Source organism: Spirosoma sp. KUDC1026 (genome assembly GCF_013375035.1).
Classification (GTDB): Bacteria; Bacteroidota; Bacteroidia; order Cytophagales; family Spirosomataceae; genus Spirosoma.
In genome coordinates, this window is the sequence record NZ_CP056032.1 from 821,482 (window position 1) to 844,498 (window position 23,017).

21 protein-coding genes are annotated in these 23,017 nt (G+C 50.0%); 12 read left to right on the top strand and 9 right to left on the bottom strand.

Going from position 1 to position 23,017, the window contains the following annotated elements; genetic code table 11:
• Window positions 1-115: 115 nt before the first annotated feature.
• The 4 genes from HU175_RS03535 to HU175_RS03550 all read left to right on the top strand — a co-directional run bounded on the left by HU175_RS03535 (window position 116) and on the right by HU175_RS03550 (window position 6,334).
• Complete coding sequence (locus HU175_RS03535) at window positions 116-3,244, top strand: SusC/RagA family TonB-linked outer membrane protein (protein ID WP_176565269.1); 3,129 nt, start codon at window positions 116-118, stop codon at window positions 3,242-3,244.
• Window positions 3,245-3,254: 10 nt separating this feature from the next.
• Window positions 3,255-4,838, top strand: a complete 1,584-nt coding sequence (locus HU175_RS03540; RefSeq protein WP_176565270.1) for a SusD/RagB family nutrient-binding outer membrane lipoprotein — start codon at window positions 3,255-3,257, stop codon at window positions 4,836-4,838.
• A gap of 11 nt (window positions 4,839-4,849) precedes the next feature.
• Window positions 4,850-5,818 carry a DUF1735 domain-containing protein gene (locus tag HU175_RS03545; RefSeq protein ID WP_176565271.1) on the top strand — a complete coding sequence of 323 codons (969 nt, stop codon included), beginning with the start codon at window positions 4,850-4,852 and terminating at the stop codon, window positions 5,816-5,818.
• 96 nt (window positions 5,819-5,914) lie between these two features.
• Window positions 5,915-6,334, top strand: coding sequence for a hypothetical protein (locus HU175_RS03550; protein WP_176565272.1), 420 nt, complete (start codon window positions 5,915-5,917; stop codon window positions 6,332-6,334).
• 79 nt (window positions 6,335-6,413) lie between these two features.
• Here HU175_RS03550 and HU175_RS03555 read toward each other — a convergent pair whose 3' ends face one another.
• The 4 genes from HU175_RS03555 to HU175_RS03570 form a co-directional block, all read right to left on the bottom strand.
• Window positions 6,414-7,937 (bottom strand): Do family serine endopeptidase, encoded by a 1,524-nt coding sequence (locus HU175_RS03555; RefSeq protein WP_176565273.1) that lies wholly within the window; start codon window positions 7,935-7,937, stop codon window positions 6,414-6,416.
• A 425-nt stretch (window positions 7,938-8,362) separates the two neighbouring features.
• Window positions 8,363-9,160: a ribonuclease III gene (gene rnc, locus HU175_RS03560; protein ID WP_176565274.1), complete on the bottom strand. Its 798-nt coding sequence runs from the start codon at window positions 9,158-9,160 to the stop codon at window positions 8,363-8,365.
• Between the two features lie 3 nt (window positions 9,161-9,163).
• A complete protein-coding gene (fabF, locus tag HU175_RS03565) occupies window positions 9,164-10,414 on the bottom strand; it encodes a beta-ketoacyl-ACP synthase II (RefSeq protein ID WP_176565275.1) in 1,251 nt (416 codons plus the stop codon).
• 159 nt (window positions 10,415-10,573) lie between these two features.
• A complete protein-coding gene (locus HU175_RS03570; protein ID WP_176565276.1) occupies window positions 10,574-10,813 on the bottom strand; it encodes an acyl carrier protein in 240 nt (79 codons plus the stop codon).
• A gap of 237 nt (window positions 10,814-11,050) precedes the next feature.
• Here HU175_RS03570 and kdsA point away from each other — a divergent pair, with 237 nt between their 5' ends.
• The gene (gene kdsA / locus HU175_RS03575; protein WP_176565277.1) at window positions 11,051-11,860 is read left to right on the top strand and encodes a 3-deoxy-8-phosphooctulonate synthase; all 810 of its coding nucleotides are present in this window, start codon (window positions 11,051-11,053) and stop codon (window positions 11,858-11,860) included.
• Window positions 11,861-11,906: 46 nt separating this feature from the next.
• On the opposite strand, the gene HU175_RS03580 is transcribed toward kdsA, so the two are convergent.
• Genes HU175_RS03580 through HU175_RS03595 form a run of 4 tightly spaced genes read right to left on the bottom strand, consistent with a single transcriptional unit; the run spans window position 11,907 to window position 17,353 of the window.
• Window positions 11,907-12,755: a TIGR01459 family HAD-type hydrolase gene (locus HU175_RS03580; RefSeq protein WP_176565278.1), complete on the bottom strand. Its 849-nt coding sequence runs from the start codon at window positions 12,753-12,755 to the stop codon at window positions 11,907-11,909.
• A 33-nt stretch (window positions 12,756-12,788) separates the two neighbouring features.
• On the bottom strand, window positions 12,789-14,924 hold the full coding sequence (locus HU175_RS03585; RefSeq protein WP_176565279.1) for an alpha-L-fucosidase: 2,136 nt from the start codon (window positions 14,922-14,924) through the stop codon (window positions 12,789-12,791).
• A 28-nt stretch (window positions 14,925-14,952) separates the two neighbouring features.
• On the bottom strand, window positions 14,953-15,993 hold the full coding sequence (locus HU175_RS03590; protein WP_176565280.1) for a hypothetical protein: 1,041 nt from the start codon (window positions 15,991-15,993) through the stop codon (window positions 14,953-14,955).
• A gap of 1 nt (window position 15,994) precedes the next feature.
• The gene (locus HU175_RS03595; protein ID WP_176565281.1) at window positions 15,995-17,353 is read right to left on the bottom strand and encodes a glutamine synthetase family protein; all 1,359 of its coding nucleotides are present in this window, start codon (window positions 17,351-17,353) and stop codon (window positions 15,995-15,997) included.
• 201 nt (window positions 17,354-17,554) lie between these two features.
• Between HU175_RS03595 and HU175_RS03600 the strand changes: the two genes are divergently transcribed.
• From HU175_RS03600 to HU175_RS03630, 7 genes are all read left to right on the top strand, one after another.
• Complete coding sequence (locus HU175_RS03600) at window positions 17,555-17,908, top strand: hypothetical protein (protein ID WP_176565282.1); 354 nt, start codon at window positions 17,555-17,557, stop codon at window positions 17,906-17,908.
• Window positions 17,909-17,976: 68 nt separating this feature from the next.
• Window positions 17,977-18,726, top strand: a complete 750-nt coding sequence (locus HU175_RS03605; RefSeq protein ID WP_176565283.1) for a hypothetical protein — start codon at window positions 17,977-17,979, stop codon at window positions 18,724-18,726.
• A gap of 15 nt (window positions 18,727-18,741) precedes the next feature.
• The gene (locus HU175_RS03610; protein WP_176565284.1) at window positions 18,742-19,902 is read left to right on the top strand and encodes a sensor histidine kinase; all 1,161 of its coding nucleotides are present in this window, start codon (window positions 18,742-18,744) and stop codon (window positions 19,900-19,902) included.
• A gap of 28 nt (window positions 19,903-19,930) precedes the next feature.
• Window positions 19,931-20,776 (top strand): CPBP family intramembrane glutamic endopeptidase, encoded by an 846-nt coding sequence (locus HU175_RS03615; protein WP_176565285.1) that lies wholly within the window; start codon window positions 19,931-19,933, stop codon window positions 20,774-20,776.
• Between the two features lie 9 nt (window positions 20,777-20,785).
• Window positions 20,786-21,883, top strand: coding sequence for a sensor histidine kinase (locus HU175_RS03620; RefSeq protein WP_176565286.1), 1,098 nt, complete (start codon window positions 20,786-20,788; stop codon window positions 21,881-21,883).
• A gap of 12 nt (window positions 21,884-21,895) precedes the next feature.
• A complete protein-coding gene (locus HU175_RS03625) occupies window positions 21,896-22,114 on the top strand; it encodes a hypothetical protein (RefSeq protein ID WP_176565287.1) in 219 nt (72 codons plus the stop codon).
• 3 nt (window positions 22,115-22,117) lie between these two features.
• Complete coding sequence (locus tag HU175_RS03630; protein WP_176565288.1) at window positions 22,118-22,801, top strand: LytR/AlgR family response regulator transcription factor; 684 nt, start codon at window positions 22,118-22,120, stop codon at window positions 22,799-22,801.
• Between the two features lies 1 nt (window position 22,802).
• Here HU175_RS03630 and HU175_RS03635 read toward each other — a convergent pair whose 3' ends face one another.
• On the bottom strand, window positions 22,803-23,003 hold the full coding sequence (locus tag HU175_RS03635) for a hypothetical protein (protein ID WP_176565289.1): 201 nt from the start codon (window positions 23,001-23,003) through the stop codon (window positions 22,803-22,805).
• Window positions 23,004-23,017: the final 14 nt, after the last annotated feature.

Here is a 23,017-nt window from a genome sequence, read left to right on the forward strand (position 1 = left end):
GTGCTCCTGACTCCTCAAATTTCCTGCATTCTTCCAAAGGACTACCACGGGTGGTCTGCTTGATAGTTTAGTGCCTGTTTCCAATTGTTTTCTTAACCAATCAGATCAAGTTAGTATGTATAAAAGACTACTTTGTTTATTTCTGAGTGTACTGCTGATCGGGACAGCGTATGCCCAGACTCGAACGGTTACCGGTAAGGTAACCTCGTCGGAAGACGGCTCCTCGCTGCCCGGCGTATCCGTAATTGTACCCGGCACAAAGACCGGTACCACGACCAATGCGGATGGTCAATTTAGCCTGAGCGTACCAGCTGGCGCGCGGGCACTAACATTCTCGTTCGTAGGGTTTGTTACGAAACGGGTAGAGATTACCGGAAACACTGCCAACACGACGCTGGCTCCGGACGATAATGTCCTGAACGAAGTAGTTGTAACGGCCGGCGGTTTGACGGCGCAACGCCGGGAGCTGGGTAACCAGGCAACAACGATCAACTCGAGGGAGATCACGCAGGGAAAGTCTCAGAATGTAGCGTTCGGTCTGTCGGGTCGGGTACCAGGGTTGCTGGTAACAGCGGTAAGTAGCGGAGTTAATCCGAACTACCGGATCGTACTACGGGGTAACCGCTCGCTGACGGGTAACAACCAGGCGCTGATCATTATCGATAACATCATTTCGACGAGCAGCATTCTGGGTAACCTGAATCCAGAGGATATTGATGACATTCAAGTACTTAACGGTGCTGGTGCGGCTGCGCTTTACGGGTCGGATGCATCGAACGGTGCTCTGATCGTGACGACTAAGAAAGGGAAGGCAGGCGTAACGCAGGTTAAAATATCAAACACAACTACGCTGGAGCGGGTAAGTTACTTACCGCAATTGCAACGTGGCTTTGGTTCAGGTACGACGCCTGATGACGTACCAACCTACACACCTTACGAGAACCAGCAGTATGGTCCAGCCTTCGATGGTTCAATCGTGAACATCGGTAAACCGTTGCAGGATGGTTCAATTCAGTCGGTACCTTATAACTATAAAGGTTCACGGGAAAACTTCTGGCAGACGGGTGTCGCTAACCAGACTGATTTCAGTATTTCGTCGGGTGACGAAAAATCAACCTACTACATCTCGGGTCAGTATTTCGACCAGAAATCGACCGTACCATACGAAGGCTATAAGCGGTATAGTGTTCGGGCAAACAGTACCCGTCAGATCTACAAAAATCTGACCGCAATTTTCAACACGAACTTCATTGCGAACCGCTACGACCAAAGTAGTGCTACTGCTGCTGCATATGAAAACTTGCTTATGTCGCCTGGTCAAGTTGACGTAACGCAGTATGAGAACTGGCAGACCGATCCATTCGCAAATCCGAATGGCTATTTCAACGAGTACTACCGGAATCCCTATTTTACGCTGTCGAACTATCGCACAAAGACCCGTAACGACTATTTCCAGGGGAACCTAGAACTAAAATACCAGCCTGTTCGCGGGCTGACGCTGACGGGACGTGTTGGTATTACGGCTCGGAACAATTCGTACAAGAGCACGGTGGGTAAATTTGTTTACTCGGATTATACGAAAAGTATCTCGGGAAGCTCGAAAACGGACATTGCCGGTAGTGTAACCGACTACAGTGGTTTTTCTACGCAGCTGGTCAACGACTTCCTGGCGCAGTATAAAACGAACATCACGAAAGACTTTGCGTTTGACGTGGTGTTGGGAACGACCTTCCGGAGCAACAGTTCAAAAGATTTGAGTGCCAGCGCTAATGGCCTTGTTATCGATGGACTGTATAATCTGGGTAACTCATTGAATAACCCAACGGCCGGTGAAGCTAACTATATGGCTCGTCAGATTGGTGTATATGGCGAAGCTCGGTTTGGCTTCAAAGAGTACTTGTATCTGCACGTAACAGGCAGGAACGACTGGCGGTCGATCCTCGAAAAAGAGAATCGTTCGTTCTTCTACCCATCGGCTGACGTATCGTTTATCGTAACGGATGCCTTCCCGGCGCTGCAAACCAACAACTGGTTACAAAGCCTGAAATTACGGGGCGGTGTATCGCAGGTTGGTCAGATTAACTTGGGGAATTCGACCAACTTTGGTGCATATTCACTACTGACTACTTTTAATCAGGCATATGGTTATCCATACGCAAGCGGTGCCGGTTTCTCCATCGGTAACCGGTTAGTGTCATCAAATATCAAACCTGAAAAAACGAATGGTATTGAAGCTGGACTCGACTTTGAGTTGAAGAAATACGGTGTTAATGGTGGTTTCACGCTTTATAAAACGAACACTGTTGACCAAACGATTGTCGTAAACGTTTCAACGGCAGCCGGCTTCCAGGAGCTGTTGACAAACGTTGGTGAAGTAGAAAATAAGGGGCTTGAGTCCTACCTGAGAATTACACCAATCAAAACGGCCAGTGGTTTTGAGTTTACGGTGGGCGGTAACTACACGTTGAACCGTAATAAAGTTTTGTCGCTATCTGATCAGTCAAATCAGTTGATCATCAATAGCCAGGGTTCTTCTGCTCAAGTCTTGGCAAAAGTTGGTTCGCCATTTCCGCTCTTACAGACAACGACGTATAACCGGGACCCACAGGGACGTATTATTGTTGATCCTATCACGGGCTATCCAGCTAGTAACGGTACCTTCAGTGACGTTGGCATTACAACTCCCCCGCACATTCTGGGCTTCAACACCCTGTTGCGTTACAAAGGGTTACGCTTTACGACTTTGTTCGAATACCGGAATGGACATTACATCTTTAACGCTATTTCGGGCGGTTATGATTTCTCGGGAGCGGGTATTCGTACGTCCTGGTACAATCGTGACCGGTTCGTGATTCCAAACTCGTCCTATCTGGCAGCCGATGGTAGCTACGTAGCTAATACGAACATCGCTGTACGCAGCGGTGGTGCCGACTTCTGGACGGACCCAACACGGAACACAAACATTGGCGAGAACTACGTCAACTCAGCTGGCTTCTGGAAACTTCGCGAAGCGACTATTGCGTATGATTTCCCACAAGCTCTGCTGACTAAGACAAAATTCATCAAAGGAGCTACCCTGAGCGTTCAGGGACGTAATCTATTCATTTGGGTACCTAAATCAAACCTATACACGGACCCAGAGTATAGCGCCAACGGAACTGACAGTAATGCTGTTGGGATCACAAACCTGGCACAAACGCCACCCGCTCGTTACTTCGGCGGTACCGTGTCGTTAACGTTTTAATAGATAAACAATGAAAAAAAATCACATATATTGGGTTCTGTCGCTGCTATTGCTGGCTACGTCATCCTGTAACGACTATCTGGACATTAATACCAATCCGAACTCGGCAACCGTCGTATCGGCCCCCCTGGTGCTACCTCAGGCTATCGTTGGTTCAGCTTCATTATCTGTCAGCTACAATAACTACGGCGGGCATTTCGGGGGTTATCTGGCCAACGCCGGTGGTTTCTCTGCTTTCGGCAACTTACTCAACTACAACATTACCCCAATTGATTATAATGGTCTGTGGGTAAATACGTATGACAATCTGGAAGATTACAAATACGTAATCACCCAGACGGAGGGCTTGGACGAGCAATCGTACTATAACGCAGTCGCCAAGATCATGACGGCTTTAAATTTTCAACGGCTGGTCGATGCGTTTGGTGATGTACCGTATTCGGAAGCTTTGGGAGGTAACGGAAACCGAACACCAAAGTACGATTCAGCTCCGGTGATTTATCAGGACCTGGTCAACCAACTGGACAACGCAATTGCGATCATTAACAACGCTAAATCGCCAATCGCGCTGAATTCATCGTCCGATCCTATGTTTGGTGGTAACATGACAAGCTGGAAACAGTTTGCCAATACGCTGAAACTGCGCATGCTGATTCGTGTATCGGGTGTGTCGTCGTTGTCATCGTTTGTTACAACAAAGTTTGCTGCGCTGGATAGAACACTTGGTTTTATTACTACCGATGCAATTGTCAATCCTGGTTATGTGAAGCAGGATGGTAAACAGAATCCCTTGTGGAACTCATGGGGCTATACGGTAGCTGGTGCTTTGTCAAACTCTTCCCGTATTCCAACACAGTTTATTTATGGCTTCTACAAAGGTCAGAAATTGACTGATAACGGTCGGGGTGCTGTCATCTTCAAGAACTTCTCGGCGGGTACAACGCCTGTCAATCAGCTAGGAAACGAAGTAAACGCACCAACGATCATTACCAACTACCCAACTTGGTATACCGGTACCTACAGTAGCGCATCGAGCATCTCGAACTCGCTGGGCATTCTGAAAGGCCCCTCGATGGGACAGCCCATCATGCTGGCGGCTGAATCGTATTTCCTGCAGGCCGAAGCGCAATTAAAAGGTTTCCTGACCGGCGACGTAACAACCAGCTTCAATCAGGGTATTACGCAGTCGTTCACGTATCTCTATAAGGACGTAACGAACGTTGTATCTTCTACAAAGAACGTTGCAACGGACGTAGCGGCCTACAAAACCGACAACGCAGGCAGCTACCTGGTGAACATCAACCTGGCAACGACCAACGCACAACGTCTGGAAGCAATCATTACGCAGAAATACATTGCGGTGAACATGATCAATTCCGATGAAGGCTGGAACGAGTTCCGTCGGACGGGGTATCCTGTCACGAACCCAGCGGGCAACGGTTATACGAACATCGCGTCGAACAAATCGAACTCAACGCGGGCTGATAAAATGATTACTCGAGTGCTGTACCCATCGTCGGAGCAGTCGTATAACGCGGCTAACTACCGGCCCATTAATCAGTTTGCCGATTTAATTTTCTGGGATCCTAATTGATCAATAGACACATGAAACTAGTTAAAAATATAATTGGCTTGTTCGTGCTGGCGACTACGTTGAGCTCCTGTCTGAAAGACACGCTTTCGTTAGATCCGGCCACTTCTACGAACGTAATTGAGTTCAAAAACCCCAGTAGCTTTGTCTCACCCTACGGCAGTAAATATGCGCTGTACACCCGGGCATTTGACTTAGCTGCAGAAAACGAATACCCTGTCACAGTTAGCTACTCTGGTGCCAATGTTGCGCCGGAAGATATAACAGTTACGCTGGGTACAAACGAAGCTGCCCTGACGCAGTACAACACAGAACAGCATACGACCTATGACCTGATTCCGGCTACACTGTACAGCCTGCCAGCTTCGGTTGTCATTCCAAAAGGACAGCGTACAGCAACGGTAGCGCTGAAAGTTAAGAGCAACCAGTTTGATTTTACGAAGAACTATGTGTTGCCTATTCAGATCAAAACAGCTTCAACCGGCGAAATCAGTGGTAATTTCGGTACAATCCTGTTGAGCGTAAATGCTAAAAATAAATACGATGGCGTTTATTCAACAACTGGAACGATGGTAGACGTAACGAACGCAGCCTTCAAAAGCCTGTCTTCAGCTGGTCAGAAAGTTGAATACACATTGGAAACGATCTCGGCAACCAAGTGTGTGCTGGTTGACAATGTATATTATGGTTCGCCGATTACTCCTTTCTGGACCGGTACAGGTGTGAGTGGCTACGGCAGCTTTTCGCCAGTTATTGAATTTGATCCCGCTACGGACAAAATTATCTCGGTGACTAACTATTATGGTCAACCTGCCGGTAATACTCGTTCTGCTGCGCTTGATCCAACGGGTACGAACACATATACCGCGTCGAATAAGACGATAAAAATTAAGTATCAGATGAAGCAACCGAGTGCTGTAGCTGCTTCGCCAAACATCCGCGTTACCTGGGACGAAACCTGGACGTATCTGAGAGCCCGTTAATCGGTTTTGTTTTCCAATAAATAAACCCCACTCATTACTGAGTGGGGTTTATTATTTTAAGGTATTCGATGTAAGAACTCTACAGCTCTATATACCATGAAATCAATCCTTCTATCAATCAGAGACTTTCATTTTATCAACTATACGCGAAAAGGATATCCGGAGGAAAAAGCATACAAAGAAGCCCGGCAATCAGTAATTGCTTGGTTGCTAGGCTGGTACACGGCTTTGTTAATTAGTGCAATTCTAATTGGTCGTGAGTTGAGCATCAGGTTAATTCCTAAACTTGAACGTAATTATTTGAACGATACTTTAGTCGGCTTGATGGCCATGGCTCCTTATGTCGTCATCATGTGGCAAATAACCAGAAGTCTAAATGATATTCCGGTGGATAAAACAATTTCGTACAAACGACTGGCCTGGACAGCAATATCTGTTGCTATTGGAGGAGTTATCATGACACCTTTATTGCCTTTTCTTATACAAGAAATTATCAATCAGATTGGTAGAAAATAACAAGTAGTTACAGCTCAAACAAAAAACCGGGGGGCTAGCGTTAGCTAACCCCCCGGTTCTATATTGAAGCAACTTGAAATTAGACAGGTACGGCGTAGTAGTACATCCGTGAGCTGTTTGGATACATCCCGATCAGCATCAGACCTTCGCCTTCTTTCACGGTCGACATTACTGCCTGCAGGTCTTTCGTTGTCTTAACGTTTTTACCGTTGGCTTTCACGATGATGAAACCTTCTTCAATGTCGGTTTCAGACAGTTTGCCATCCGTCAGCTTGCTGATCCGAACGCCACCGCTCACGCCGAGCTGTTTCGCTTCCTGGGCGCTTAATTCCTGGAAGCTGGCACCTAGTGAGTTCAGTGATGAGCTAGCGGCTGCTACGTCCGCTTTTTTGATGATCTCATTGTTGCCATTGCGGTTGCGCAGTTCAACTTTGAAATCACGTTCGGTGCCGTTCCGATTGACCGTTACCGTTACCGCATCACCTGGGCGACGACGACCGATGATTTCGCGCATCTGAGCGTCTGAATCCAGCGACTGACCTTCCATTTTGATGATAACGTCACCTTTCTGCAGACCAGCGGCTTTGGCAGCACCTTTGTCGACGACTTCCTCAATGTAGATACCACGACCTACTTTAACATTTTTCTCTTTGGCAACCGTGCTGTTCAGTTCGATCGGACGGATACCGATATAACCGCGTTGTACGTTGCCATACTTCAGCAGGTCGGCCGATACTTTCTTCACCAGCGATACGGGTACTGCAAAGCCGTAGCCGCTGTAATAACCCGTTGCCGAAGCAATAGCCGAGTTGATACCAATCAGTTCACCACGTAGGTTTACCAGAGCACCACCCGAGTTACCGGGGTTGATGGCTGCATCCGTCTGGATAAAGGCTTCTACAGGTGCGTCGGGCTGTGGATCGTTCCGGTCAATGTTCTGATCCAAGATACCAATCCGGCGACCTTTGGCGCTCACAATACCCGCTGTAACGGTCGATTCCAGATCAAGTGGATAACCAACAGCCAGAACCCATTCGCCCAGTTTAAGGGCATCAGAATCACCCAGAACAACGGTTGGCAGGTTATTAGCCTCAACTTTGATGACAGCCAGGTCGGTCAGCGGGTCAGTGCCGATCACTTTTGCTTTAAAGCTACGTTTGTCGGTCATGATCACCTCTACTTCGTCGGCGTCCTGAACAACGTGGTTGTTCGTTACAATATAGCCGTCTTTGCTGATAATAACACCCGAACCCGACGCCTGTCCGCGCTGACGGCGTGGCTGCGACTGACCACCACCGAAACCTTCGCCGAAAAACTCCTTAAAGATATCAGGAACCTGTTGCTGACGTACCGTACGCGTCATCGTTGTCCGAATGTGTACGACCGTCGGTGTAACCAGTTCGGCAGCGGTAGAGAATTCGTTAGGGGTAGACATTGGTCCGTTGCCCGTCAAGGCAGCCAACCGTCCGGTAATCGTGGGGGTACCCGACGATTCGTTGAAAATGACATCCCGATTGTTAAAACCCAGCAGGTTGTAAGCGGCCAGCGTTACAACACTGGACAAGAGAGCCATTATTGCTAGTAATTTCCAGTTGCTTTTCATGGTTAATGTTAAATTCAGAAACTTTCTTTTTGTGTTGTTTAGGACCTTTCAGTCTGCCAATATAACGGAAAGTCATTCGCGAAAAATTCGGGACCTGAGCTTACTTAACAAAAATTAACAGCTCTTGGTTAGCACGTTTTTCTCAAACCCGAACTGACATAATCGCACAAACGGGCAGCCTGTAAACTATGTATATCAATTCACGTTCCAGAGAGGCTTACGAACTGATTATCTGCCATTTTGGCTATATTTTTATGGATAAGATGGTAAACTCCGACAATATGGCCAACTGTTCATTAAACCAAACAAACGATGGCGCTTTATCCACTAAAATCGAGTGCCAGAGAAAATTACGCGGAATAAAAAAACGAGGGACTGGAAATAGTCCAGCCCCTCGTCAAAACGCATCAGTGCGTTAGAAATTCTCAGTCGTCAGTGCCGCTCAATAGGCCAAGGGCCTTCTCGGCTGCTGCCTGTTCGGCTTTTTTCTTACTGTAGCCACTACCCGTAGCGAAAGGCTCGTCGTTCACCAGTACCTGCGCAATAAACTCGCGGAAGTGACTACTACCCTTCTCCGACAGAATCTCGAAGCGAATCTCTTTACCTTCCCGTTGCGACCACTCGATCAACCGGCTTTTGAAATTGCCGTTGTTCTGCACAACCGACTCGATATCGTAGTGCGAGAGCAAGCTCTTCAGGATGAAGCGACGGGAGAACCGAAAGCCTTTATCCAGGTAAATCGCTCCTACCAGCGCTTCCAGAGCGTCGCCATACATAGACGTACGGGCAGGCATGGCGCGGGTACGGCTACCGTCGTACTCGATAAGCTGATCCAGACCAATCTTACGGGAAATTCCGTTCAGTGTTTCCCGGTTCACGATCCGGGAGCGTACTTCGGTCAGGAAGCCTTCGTCTTTGTAGGGATACTTTTTAAAGAGATACTCGGCGATGATCATGCCCAGCACGGCATCACCCAGATACTCCAGCCGCTCGTTCGATTCACGGAAGCCTTCAATGGCCGTAGCTTTCGAAGCCGACGTGTGCCGTAACGCCAATTGGTATAACCCCAGGTTAGAGGGGCGCTCGCCGATGATATTCGCTATCGACCGACGCAAATTTTTGCGCGGGTGACTACGATCAGGCCGGTCTTCGCTAGGTCGGGCGTCGCCACGCCGGAACCAGTCGAAAGGATTGAGCAAGTTACGGGGCAAAGCGAGTTGCACGAATTAGCTAAGTTTTCGGAAGATAATTATGGCGTTGTGCCCGCCGAAACCAAAAGCATTGCTCATTACGGTTGTCAGAGAACGAGCCTGAGCCGTATTGAAAGTCAGATTAAAGCGCGGGTCAATCTCTTCGTCTGGTGTGAAGTGATTGATTGTTGGAGGCACCAGTTGGTGCTCCATCGCTTTCAGACAGGCAATAGCTTCAACAGCACCAGCCGCTCCTAAGAGGTGGCCAGTCATTGATTTCGTCGAACTAATGTTCAAGTTAAACGAATGTTCGCCAAAAAGCTGATGAATTGCTTTTAATTCCTGAGGATCGCCGATGGGTGTCGACGTTCCGTGGGTATTGATGTAATCAATTTCGGTTGGCTCGATGCCTGCATCATCCAGCGCATCTTTCATGGCCAGATAAGCGCCCAGCCCGTCCGGGTGGGGAGCTGTGATGTGGTACGCATCCGAAGACATACCACCGCCAATCAGCTCAGCGTAGATTTTCGCTCCGCGAGCCTGTGCGTGTTCGTATTCTTCCAGAATAATCGCGCCCGCACCTTCGCCAAGCACAAAGCCATCGCGGTCTTTGTCGTACGGACGAGAAGCCGTTTCGGGCGAGTCATTCCGTTCCGACAGGGCACGGTTGGCGTTGAAGCCACCAATACCGGCCCGGGTAACGGCCGCTTCCGAGCCGCCCGCTACACACATATTCATGCGGCCCAGCCGAATGTAGTTGAACGCGTCGATAATTGCGTTATTCGTTGACGCGCAGGCCGATACCGTTACGTAGTTCGTTCCCCGGAATCCATATCGCATCGAAATCTGACCCGACGCACTGTCGGCAATCATTCGGACGATAAAGAAGGGGTTGATACGAGGAGTACCATCGCCTTTAGCGTAGTCGATCATTTCGTCCTCGAAGGATTTCAGCCCGCCAATGCCAGAGCCCCAGATAACACCGACCTTGTTCTTGTCGAGGGTATCGAGGTTAATATTTGCGTCGCGGACAGCTTCATCGGTGGCAATAAGCGCGTAATGGGTAAACATATCCATTTTACGGGCTTCCTGCCGCGGAATGTGCTGCGTCACGTCAAGACCTTTTACTTCGCAGGCGAACTGCGTACGAAACTTGCTCGCGTCAAACTTCGTAATGGGACCGGCCCCGCTTACGCCGGCGGCCAAGTTGTTCCAGTAAGTGGGTACATCGTTGCCGATGGGCGTCAGCGCGCCGAGGCCGGTCACTACGACTCGTTTGAATGTCATACAGAATTACTGCGTGATAAACAGGAGCTCACCGGCTTGCGGCCGGATCGCTTTCCTGGGCGCTGATCCTGCGATACTAAAGCCGGATCAGCAACTGGGTTTTAGCAATAAACTGATTGCCGGAAAGCAAACAGAAAAAACAGGGGTTACCTGTTTTTATTATTTTTTGAGGTGCGTTTCGAGATAATCGATAGCAGCACCAACCGTAGCGATTTTCTCTGCGTCGTCGTCAGGGATTGGCAGGTTGAATTCTTTTTCAAATTCCATGATCAGCTCAACCGTATCCAGCGAGTCAGCGCCCAGATCGTTGGTGAAGCTTGCTTCAGGAGTAACTTCTGACTCTTCAACACCTAGTTTTTCAACAATGATGTTCTTTACTTTTTCTGCAATTTCTGACATTTTAGTAGACCGTTGGGGTTAAAAAACTGCGCAAATAAACAGATTTACCACGGGATTGTCAAACAATTTTTTGAGCTTATAAACGTTGAAATAAGCTGCTATTTAACGATTAAAGTACTGATTATTAATACTATGACTAGCTATTACGTTTTCTATACAAGTATAGTAGGAAAAGTAGATAAACGCGTAGTTCACGGCTTTTGCGCACCTTTACGGTAGTAATCTAATCAACTCCTGATGCAAATCCCCAAACTAAAGCATACCAGCGGAAACCGCTTTTTTCTGATGGCGGGCCCCTGTGCGATTGAGGGCCGTGATATGGCGCTGCAGATTGCCGAGCGCATTGTGACGATCACCGACAAGCTAGGTATTCCGTATATTTTTAAAGGTTCGTACCGGAAGGCGAACCGGACCAAACTAAATTCCTTTACGGGTATCGGTGACGAACTAGCCCTGTCGATTCTCAAAGAAGTAGGGGATACGTTTGACATTCCGACCGTAACGGACATCCACGAATCGGAAGAGGCTGCTATGGCCGCGCCTTCCGTGGATGTACTTCAGATTCCTGCTTTTCTCTGCCGCCAGACCGAACTGCTGGAAGCAGCCGCTAAAACCGGCCGGGCGGTCAACGTAAAAAAAGGGCAGTTCCTCTCTGGCGAAAGCATGGGCTTTGCCGTTGAAAAAGTAAAAGCCACGAACCCCGATGCAACGGTTTTCCTGACGGATCGGGGAAATTCGTTCGGCTACGGTGATCTGGTTGTCGACTACCGGAACCTGCCTGCCATGCAGGCGCACGGCGTCCCGGTGGTGATGGACTGTACGCACTCATTACAGCAGCCAAATCAGGCATCAGGCGTGACGGGGGGCAAACCCGCCCTGATCGCGACGATCGCTAAGGCGGCTATTGCCGTTGGCGCCGATGGTCTGTTTATCGAAACACACCCGGATCCGTCCTGCGCCAAATCAGACGGCGCTAATATGCTGCCCCTGGACCAGTTGGAAGCTATGCTGGAGCGGCTGGTACGCGTTCGGGAAAGTATTTTGTAATATCCTGTAAACAGAAACCGCACCGGTCCACCGGTGCGGTTTCTGTTTACAGGACAATCGATTCGCAGATATAAGTTGGGATGATGCCGGTGGCCAGGATACGGATTTCCGCTTCGGAAGGGGCAGTATTACCCGAGAGGACCAATACCGTATCCAGGCCAAATTTATTCCCTCCGCTAATGTCGGAACGTAACGTATCGCCCACCATCAGAATATCCCGTTTGCTGATGGTGGGCGTTTGTTCCTGGACCCGCTCGTAAGCAAACATGAACAGTTGCGCGTCGGGCTTGCCAAACCGGATGAACTGCTTCCCAACAATCGATTCAAGCATGTCGGCGATGCTGCCAATGGCAATGGCCAGTCGATTTTTAGAAACCGGATACGTTGCATCGGTATTGGCGACAATAGCCGGGATGTTACGCCGGCGCAGCAGATTGACCGCTTTGTTGATGTCGGTATTCCAGTCGAACCCTTCATCATCGAGTAGTACCAGCGCGTTTATTTCCGAAATATTCTCCAGTGTCAGCTCGCTGATGGACAGCGTTTTTAGGCCAGCTGATTCAATGTAGTGCGCTGAATTTTCGGTGCCCAGATAGGCCACTGTACCGTGGTTTACTTTAAGTTGCAGGTACTCCCGCGCCAGCATTCCCGAAGAAATAATCATGTCAGGCGTTACGTCGCTCATCCCTAATTTCCAGTACGACTCGGCTAGCTGCTGCGGACTGCGCGACGCATCGTTTGTCAGGATATACAGTTGCTTCTGCTGCTGACGCAGGTACGCAAACGTATCGACAACGCCGGGTATTAAACCTTTGTAGTTTTTGAGGACACCGAAGGCATCAAAGAAAAAGACCTGGTATTTATCTATTAAACTGCTGAATGAGTCGAGCTGCATGGGTTGAGGGTTGTATTTGTTCAGGTAAAGAAGTTACTCGTTCACGAACTGAAGCGATAGGTTCGGAACGACCAGCGTCTGGTGGGGTGTTGCCGGATTGTTCAGCGACCAGCGAACAGGAATAAACGCATTATCCAGCCGTACAGCGGGCAGTTCTTTCTGATAAAGTGTCTGAGGGACGGTATAATCAATCCCAATCGGGATGTTTTTCTGGAAGTTGTTGAACAGCTTGACGAGTAGCTGATTTTTACCCCGCTTCAGCGGCAGCATTATGATGTCGTTGGTTCTTGGCGATTTATCCGGGCTGTTGTGTTCCAGTAGCTGTTTGCCATTCAGGGCCACCAGCACACCATCGCCACTAGTGATGCCCACCAGTACGGTCTGGTCGGCCGGGGCGGTGATTTCCTGTAGTACGTAATAGGAGCTTGTCAGACCAGCGGGTAATTCATAAACCGTTCCGTTCTGCCAATCAGCCTTCTTTTGCCAGGGTTTACCGTGCCAGGGTTTCGTTACGTCGATTGCGGCCGCATCGGCGGGGAGCCCGCCAATACCCGATCGTATCAGGCCCGATATGTACAACGGTCCCCAGGTTAGCGACGACGTGGTGGGTAAAGAAATAGATTTCCCACCGGAGAGCGTTACGTCAGACGATTTCTCGCCAATGGTCAGTTCAAGCTTTTTGCCCTTCTCTTCATCCGAATAAATCAGAACAGGTTTGAACGTACCACTTTGTTCAGGCCGAACCGTCCAGGATTCGGCAATAGTGCTTTGAAAGCGGGAGTTGTAGTCAATGCCCGAATTGCTGTAATATTTGTACGAATTGTCGTGGGTAAGTCGGGCTGTATTGTCCAGAAGAATAGGTTGGTAGGGACGAACGCTGTACCCGTCCGCAAACTCAACGGCAATCACCTGAATGTCCCTGGCAACGCTGAAGTTCTTTGGCAGGTTGATACCCAGACCATCCTTCCCGCGAACGACCGCCAGTTTCGCGCTCTTATCGCCCAGGATAGACGCGCTTTTGATCGTTCCACTAAGGCCGGGTAAGGCAATCTGACCACCGGCCGGCTGATTTAATACGTGCAGATACAGCATATTTGGGCGGCTGGTGATGCTGCCCCAGGCAAACGATTGATAGAACGGATCTGGGTTGGTGCCGTAGATAGCCTCGCCGTTTTTACTTAGCCACTGCCCAATACGTATCAGAATATCTTTTTCGTAGGGTACGACCGAACCGTCGCCTTTGGGGCCAATATTCAACAGGTATTTGCCGCCCCGGCTTACCACGCGAATCAGGCTGGTGAGTTTCTCGCGCATCTTTTCGTTCTCCGGTACTCGCTTCTGCCAGGAGCGGTAGCCCCAGGTTTCGTCAAAGAACGAGGCCGGCGACTGCCAGGGTACGCCAATGGTGTAATCCGGTTCCTGGTTGTCGCCCATGACCGTAAAATCGCCCATATCGTTTCCAATCCGGCTTCCAATCATGCAATCAGGCTGGAGTTTGTGAACCAAGTCGCGCATTTCTTTACTCTGCGCCAGACTCTGCGACCCCATGTCGAACCACAACTCAGCAACGGGGCCGTAGTTGGTTAGTAGTTCAGTAATCTGCTTTTTGTTGTACTCGTGGTGCGCTGGCGTGATCGAGTCGGAGTTATGGCTGGAGATAGGGGAGGCTTCCGGGAAGTGCCAGTCGATCAGGGAAAAATAGAGCCCGAACGTAACCCCCTGCCGTTTGCAGGCTTCGGCCAGTTCGCCAACGATGTCGCGTTTGTAAGGCGTCGCATCAACTACGTTGAAATCGGTCGTAGCTGTTTTGAACATACAGAATCCGTCGTGGTGCTTCGACGTAATAACGATAGAGCGCATACCCGCTCGCTTTGCCAGTATGGCGATCGAATCAGGGTTCCAGTGCGTGGGATTGAATCGACTGGCTACGTTGGCATAGGTATCGCTGTAAATACCCGCGTGGGCCTGAATCTGTTCGCTCAGTCCAACCGTTACCGGCTTATCGTTCCAGACCCCGCCCAGTACCGAATAGATCCCGCCAAAGTGGATAAACATCGAATACTTCTGGGCCTGCCATTCTTTCAGCGCCTTGGGGTTGATCTGAGCGTAGGTAGTGAAGCAGGGCAGGAAGTAAAGGAAAATAATCGCGTACGAAAGGCGGGCCTTCATGGAAGCTGAATTTGGTTAGACGGTAAACTTACAGGTTAAGCGCCTGCAGAATTTTGTCTGCGTTAAATCGCTCAATGGACGGAAAATAAAGCTCATACGCTTCCCGTTGCAGCTTAGTCGCGTACGTTCGATGAAAGAAATACCGACCGTATTTGATAACGTAATTTAGAATGAAGAACCGGTACGCTTCCGGGAAAAAACGTACTTCTGCCTCCGTGAGTGGATAAACCTTGTGGTACTCCTGCAAAAAGATCATGAACCGGTCTTCCATCATTGGGTCGATGATGTAGCTGAAAATGGTACGGTCGCCTACGTCGGACGAGACCCGGCTGAAGAAATAAAAATCCATCACCCGGTAACTGATGCGGAACCAGTCGTAGTCCCAGCGGGAGAATAGCTCCAGATTGTCTGTCACCGAGAAATTCCCGATGTTCCAGTCGACAAAAACGGGCATCGTTTCCACCGTACCCGCCACCAGTTTTTGTCGGTTTGCTAAAAACAGCTCGCATTGTCGGCGCAGCTCATCAACGTGCATCCGGTGTTCAAACTGGCCGGTTTCGGTATCCAGAATGTCCAGCAGATCCCAAATATCGGAACGTAACGTTTTCGAGGATTTGGGTAGTACGGTGCTAACCCGGGAGCAGGCTTTGTGGAATCGGGCAATCTGGGCGCCCAGTAATCGAATCTGATGCTCGTCCAGCCGCCGGGGCAGTTTGTTCTGGGTGCGAATCGGGTTATAAAAAACGACCCAGGCGTCCAGCAATTCGTCCCGATGCCGGTACGTATAAACCTGACCGTCGCGCACCAGCGATTTTGCCAATACGTTCTCGAAAGGGTACAGCAGATTGTTGGCCAGCGCGTGGATGATCCGGTGATCTTCCAGAAACTGCTCATATTTGCCGAAATACGAGAGTTTGGCAATAACCCGATCCCCGTTTTCGAGTGTTACCCGAAAAACGTGATTAGTTGACACTTTGGCACTGATGTCTTCAACGGATTGTACGGAGCTGGACGGGTCAAAATCCAGCCAGGCCTTTTCAATAATGGCCGGGTAATTAATCAGACGCATACTAAATAATTTCAAAATACCGCTTCAACTCCCAGTCGCTTACCTGTCTGGCGTATTGCCGCCATTCCCAGTCGCGTGTTCGGGTAAAGTGGTTAACGAACTCACTACCAAACAGTTCGGTAGCAATGGGGGAGCGGGCCATCTGCTGGGTTGCTTCATAAAGATTGGCGGGTAGTATGCCATACTGTTTGTCGGCGTAGCCGTTTCCAACGGACGGTGGAATGTCCAGCGACAACTGGTGTTTGATTCCGTACAAACCAGATGCCAGCGCGGCCGCCAGGGCCAGGTACGGGTTCGTATCTGCCCCCGAGACGCGGTGTTCAACGCGGGTCAGCTTTTCGTGCTGATTCAGAATTCGTAGTGCTGTCGTTCGGTTATCGAACGACCAGGTGACGGTTGTAGGTGCCCAGGCGCCCTCTACCAGCCGCTTATAGCTATTGATCGTCGGGGCGAACATCGGCGTAATGTGCGGTAGACAATACAACTGACCGGCAATGAACTGCCGCATCAGCTCGCTCATTTTGCCGGGTTTAGACGGGTCAAAAAACAGGTTCTGGCTTTTGTCGGCGTTCCAGAGGCTCTGGTGAATATGGCCGCTGCAACCGGGCAGATCGGCGTTCCATTTGGCCATGAACGTAGCGATGATGCCGTGTTTGTACGCAATTTCCTTAACGCCCGTCTTAAAGAGGACCGCCTTGTCGGCCGCCCGGAGAACCTCGTCGTGCATGATGGCGGCTTCGTAAACGCCCGGCCCGGTTTCGGTATGCAGCCCTTCGATGGGAATGTCAAACTGGGTCAGTAAATCGAACAGGTCGTGATAAAATGAGCTTTCGAGCGACGGACGCAGGATAGAGTAACCGAACATACCGGGTGTGAGGGGTTCCAGACTGCGAAAGCCCTTTGTCTGAAGGGACTGAGGGGTTTCCCGGAAGTTGAACCACTCAAATTCCTGCGCGTACTCAGCGTGGAAACCCATGTCGCGGCACAGGCTGGCGATACGCTTCAGCAACGACCGAGGACAGGCTGCCAGATCGGGGCCGTTGGGATTACTGAAATCGGCCAGGAAAAACGGTAGGTTGTCCTCCCAGGGGATGTGCCGCAACGTACTCAGGTCAATCCTGACCGGCGTATCCGGGTAACCCGACTGCCAGCCGGTGATGATCCCGTTATCGTAGGGCGTATCCGACGAATCCCAGCCCCAGACCACATCGCAGAAGCCCGATCCGTCGGCCAGACTATCCAGCAGCTTCTGACGGTGAATCACTTTACCCCGTAATATGCCATCAATATCAGCAAATGCATACTTGATTTTAGGGCTGGCGGCCTGGTTGATAGCGTCGATTGCGTCCTGCTGATTCATGGCTCAGTCGGTGTGATTCCGGGTCTGGTTAGCAACCAAAGGTAATCACTCATCCCAAACTTTGCCCATTTCCTCCCAAAGTCCGGATGGTTGATCCCGGCGATTTTAGGGCGTGCTGGCCATGTGCTTGCTTTGAATCAACAAAACGGCAGACAAACTGCCAGACTAATCAAAATAACCACAATCAACCAGTACACTCTTATGAAAACGCTTGCTACCTCCTTCGCTCTCCTGATCGCTGCCGCTACGTTCACTGCCTGCTCTACACCAACTATTGATCCGATTCCTGCTACGTTCCAGTCCGTACACATCGTGAACCCAGATTCTATTCGTGCTATCGACCGAGTGCTGGAGGACGATGTGATGCCGGTCAAGGGTGGTCGGGAAAAAATAGAAGCCGGATCAGAAGCGCCCGTATCGACGGTGCACAACCCAAGTCCAGCCGCTGTTCCCAATCAGAACCCGGCTAAAATTCGCCGGCCGCATAAAGACATCATGCCGGCAGACGAGGCAAAAGACATCATGCCAGTCATTGAAGCCGAGACCATCAACTAAGCCGCCAGCCTTTCCGCTCCTGCCGCTCCCTTCTTCAACCCAAAATCTTTTCAACTGCACACTTAACCATGCGACCGCTCATGAATGCCTTCTTCAATTTTCAGTATTACGTCAGTCAGCCTGTCTATCAAACGCCTTTGTCTGACCGTCCGGACCACTCACTGGTTCGTAATCTACGCCAGTTTGCTAATGAGAGTGCCTTGTTTCTGTTCCTGATGGGCTTTACGATGACATTTGGGCTGGCGTATATTCATGTCACCGGCAATCATCTATTCCGGGATTTGATCGAGAAATACCAGTCGAGAATGATTGTGCTAGTCGTTTCGCTGCTCATTGCGGTTACTCTTGAGGAGGGACTTTTTCGAGCCATTCTACGGATGACGCAACAAAATCTACGCTACATCGCTACCGTACTCACGTTCCTGCTGATAGGCGTCTGGTATAAACCGCTGAAAGAACTGGTTGGCCCAATGGTTGGATTTGGTATGATCGGTGTCTGGTTCGTTACGTCGCTCGTGCTGGATCGGTATCTGAAACGGCCAGCTGTATTCGCTCGGGTATTAGCGTTCTGGCAGGCCAACTTCGGTAAACTATTCTACGTGACAAGCCTGGTGTATGCACTGGTCAAAATCGCAGATGACATTAGTTGGTTGACTGGCTGGCAGCTGTTGTTCGTGCCTGCACTTTTGGGGCTGAGCCTGATCAGCGGTTTCTACTTTGGTTATGTACGCATGAAATATGGCTTCTGGTACGCTGTCGCTGTTCATTCGCTGATTCTGGCTGGTCTAATCCTGTCAGAAGCCGTTCTAACCCTGTAACTTTGTAGAAGACTGATGGAAAGCACATTGAAAAAGCCACACGCATTACCCGTTTCTTCTTCTCCTACGTCTCGCGCTGTTTCCAGCAGTTTCTGGGAAACATGGGGTACCTGGTTGGCGATTCTGGGATGCTTAGTCATTCTCTCGCTCTATACCGATTTCGGTGATTTTTTACAGGGGTTCAGCGATGGTTTCACCGACGAAGGAAAGCGGAAACCGTTATCAACAGGAGTATTGATCGGCGCTAGTTTTGTCCTGCTTCTGGGTCTTTTATTATGCATTGCCGTTCTGTCGGGTATATCGCACCTGTACTACCGAGCGTTTCACCAGCATGTATTCCGAAAGAACCAGGTCGCTTATACAATACTTTATATAGTATGCCTGCTTTTATTCTGGAATCTTCTGAGTGATGGTCTCGAAAAGCTGAATTTCTTCGGTACCGTCCGGAAGAAGTCGACGGTGATGGATGCGGCCGAGTACAACGAAATGATAGCTTCCGTACTGGCATCGATCCTACTGATTTATATGGTTGTCTACGGCTTCATCATCGACTACCGCAAAAGCCGTAAGCTACAAACCGCGCTCGTACAGCAGCGGACGCAGGCTGAACTGGATGCCTTAAAAGCACAGGTAAATCCCCATTTTCTGTTCAACTCGCTCAATAATATCTACGGCACTGCCATTCAGGAAGGTAGTCCGCGTACGGCCGAGAGCGTTCAGCAACTATCGGGGATTGTTCGCTACGTGATGGAAGAGTCGCGGCTGCAAACCACCGATATCCGGCGCGAGCTTCGGTTCATCGGGGACTTTGTTGAACTCCAGCAGCTTCGTTTGCCGAATCTAGATACTATCGATATCCGGACTACGGTTGATTGGGATGAACAACCGGCTCATATTGTCCCACTCCTGCTGAATCCGTTGATTGAAAATGCGTTCAAATACGGTATCAGTATCCACTATCCTTGCTTTGTCTATATAAGCCTGCGGGTTCAGGAGGGCCAGTTGCGTCTCACGACCGAAAACAGCGTACTGCCCCGCAACGAACTCGAAAAAAGTACGGGCCTCGGCCTGGCAAACGTCCGGCAACGACTTGACCTGGCTTATCCGGACCGTTACCGGTTGGCTATCAACGAAACCGACGAAACCTTTCATGTAACACTCACCATTGATTTGTAAGCCTTTCAACCTCTCCTCAACCATTAACATGGATACGTTTTCAACGAAACAGGCATCCCCGGTTGTCTACCCAGAGGCAGCTCCCCGCAAGACCGGATACCCAACTCATAAGCAAGCCTGGTGGCTGGTAGGCTTTTTCATCCTCATTCAGTTACCCGCGTCAATCCCTTCCGCTGGACTTTCGTACCTGGCGGATCGATTTGATCATGCCTGGCTGAAATCCGTCGGTAGCATGCTGGCCTACGTCCTGGCCCTCGGTTTGACAATTCGGTACGGCTTCAAGAAACGCGGAAGTACTGAGCTAAGCTTTCGATCGGCTCCCGCCCTGGCTTACGTTGTGGCCGCAGTTGGTCTGGTGGCCATGGGTGTGCTGGTTGAACCATTAATTTCGGCGATCCCCATGCCCGAAAAACTCAAGGAAATCATTGCCAAGATCTTTACGAAAGATATGATTTTCGTGGCCGTCCTGGCCGCTCCTGTTCTGGAAGAGGTATTGTTCCGGGGCATCATCCTGGATGGTCTGCTTAAAAACTACTCGCCTGCCAAAGCGATCCTGTTGTCGGGGGCTATGTTTGGGTACGCGCACATCATCCCGACGCAGGCCGTCAACGCCATGTTCATCGGTTTTGCGCTGGGCTGGGTCTACTATCGAAGCCGTTCGCTCTATCTGTGTATGTTCCTGCACTTCGTCAACAATGCGCTTAGTTCGCTGACGTTTCTGGTCGACGATGAGATGGACATGAGCGCTAATCTGACGCGAAGTCTGGTCGGAAATGATACCTATTATGTTGGTGTACTCGTTGGCTGCGCGGCTCTCTGCTACGGCTGCTACGTAAGTCTGAACCGTGTACTGCCTCAACCAACCGTCAATTAGAGACTCATTATGCAATCCGCTTTGTTGACTGTAGCTGCGTCTGAGCCTTTCGTAAAACGATGGCTCTGGAACCGGGAAATTCGTATTTTCCTGATTCACTACGGCGTTTGGGTCATTGTTAGTCTGATCGGTGGCTGGCTTGAACTCCAATTTATCCCCGCCGACCGACTGGAGGAAGCCACGCCAATACTGGCGCACTACCGGAATGACTGGTGGGGTTATGTTCAGATGACCTTGATCGCTGATCTGGTTTATCTCATTCCAGTGCATGTTTCGTACTGGGTGTTTCAGAGATCGATGAGGACGGGTAGGGCATGGGCGCTGGTACTGTTTGGCCTGTACATGCTGGTCTATTTTTTCGTCCAGTCTTTGCTGTATGGCATTCTAGTAGGCGCATTGGGGTGGCCGGTTAAGAACCAGGAAGCGCTATCGACCATCGTCATTACGTGGATCTACACGGTAATTTTTATTGCGGTACGGGCGTACCGGCAGAACCGCCGTCGACAAAAGGAACTGGAGTTACAGCGCACACGGGCCGAACTACAAGCGCTCAAAGCACAGGTTAATCCTCATTTTATGTTTAACACGCTGAACAATCTCTACGGTACTGCAATCACAGGTAATATGGACCGGACGGCCGCGGGTATTGAACAGTTGTCGTCGGTGATGCGACACATTACCGAAGCGTCGCAACAGGACGTAATTCTGATCGAACAGGAGCTTCGATTCGTGGAGGATACTGTTGAACTGCACCGAATGCGTGTTCCGCAAACAGAGTCGATTCAGATTCGGGCCGTTATGGACTGGGACGAAAAACCCGCTCAGATTGCCCCGTTGTTGCTGAACCCGCTGGTCGAAAATGCCTTCAAGTATGGCATCAGCATGCAGCGTCCGAGTTTTGTGGATATATCGATACGGGTAACCGACGGAACGCTGACCGGAACGATTCGCAACAGCATCGTATCGAGGACCCAGCTGGAAAAAGGAACGGGTACCGGCCTGAAAAACGTCCGGCAGCGCTTGGCCCTGGCCTATCCAAATCGTCATCTACTACGTATTGAGCAGACGAATGACGAGTTTATCGTTTATTTGACAATCAACCTGTAACCGCTTCCATCCATGACCTTACGAATTGGCCGTTATATCATTACTGGCCGTGTACTCCTTAAATTTCTGTTTATCTGTTTTTTGGTAGGTCTTCCAATTGGCGCGTCGATTGCGGCTTATGAAGCGGGAAAATCGGTAAAATGGCTTCCTTACATGGCGCTTTTTTTGGTGGTGGGATATCTTATCAAAACAGCAATTACTGATTTCAAGAAAGACAACCAACTCGACTAACTCATGCCTGCTACGTTACGCTGTGTTGCTATTGATGACGAACCGATCGCGTTGGAGGTGATCAAGTCTCACGCCAGTAAAGTACCGTTTCTGGAGTTGAAGAAGACGTTTGTCAACGCCATCGAAGCGCTGACTTACCTGAAAACAGAACCCATCGACCTGATTTTTCTGGACATCAACATGCCTGATCTGACCGGGCTGGATTTCGCGCAGGTGGTGGGTACTAAATCACTGGTTATTTTTACAACGGCCTATCCGGAATATGCGTTGCAGGGCTTTGAGCTCAGCGCGCTGGATTACCTCTTAAAGCCCATAGCCTTCGGCCGGTTCATGCAGGCGGCTAACAAAGCCTACGAAAGACTGTCGGGTGATTCAAAGAAATCACCGTACGTGTTCGTGAAAGACGGGTACGACTGGGTGCGAATCAACCTGGACGAACTGCAATACGTCGAATCGGAGGGAAATTATCTGACGTTCCAGGAAACGGGTAAAAAAGCACTGACCCGGATGACCATCAGCGAAGCCGCCGAGATGCTCCCGAATGACCAGTTCATGCGCGTTCACAAATCCTACATCGTGGCGCTTAACCGGATCGAAAAGATCGAGCGGCACCAGCTGACCATTGGGAAGGTGCAGGTGCCGCTGAGCGGGTCCTACCGTGATGAGTTGCTAGAGCGGGTGAAGTAAGCTACCGGTAACCTTTCTGCCAGTGCTTCCACAGCCGGGCCGCGTCGGCAACGTATTGTTCAGCGTAACCACAGCTGCCGCACACCGCTGTCGAAACTTCAGCATCTTCGCTGAAGCGAATCTGAAAGGCTCCAGTTTTGGGCTCAGTAATACGCACATACTGAGCGCCACTACCCGCTGCAAAAGTCTTCAGTGGTACCATGATATCGGTAGAGT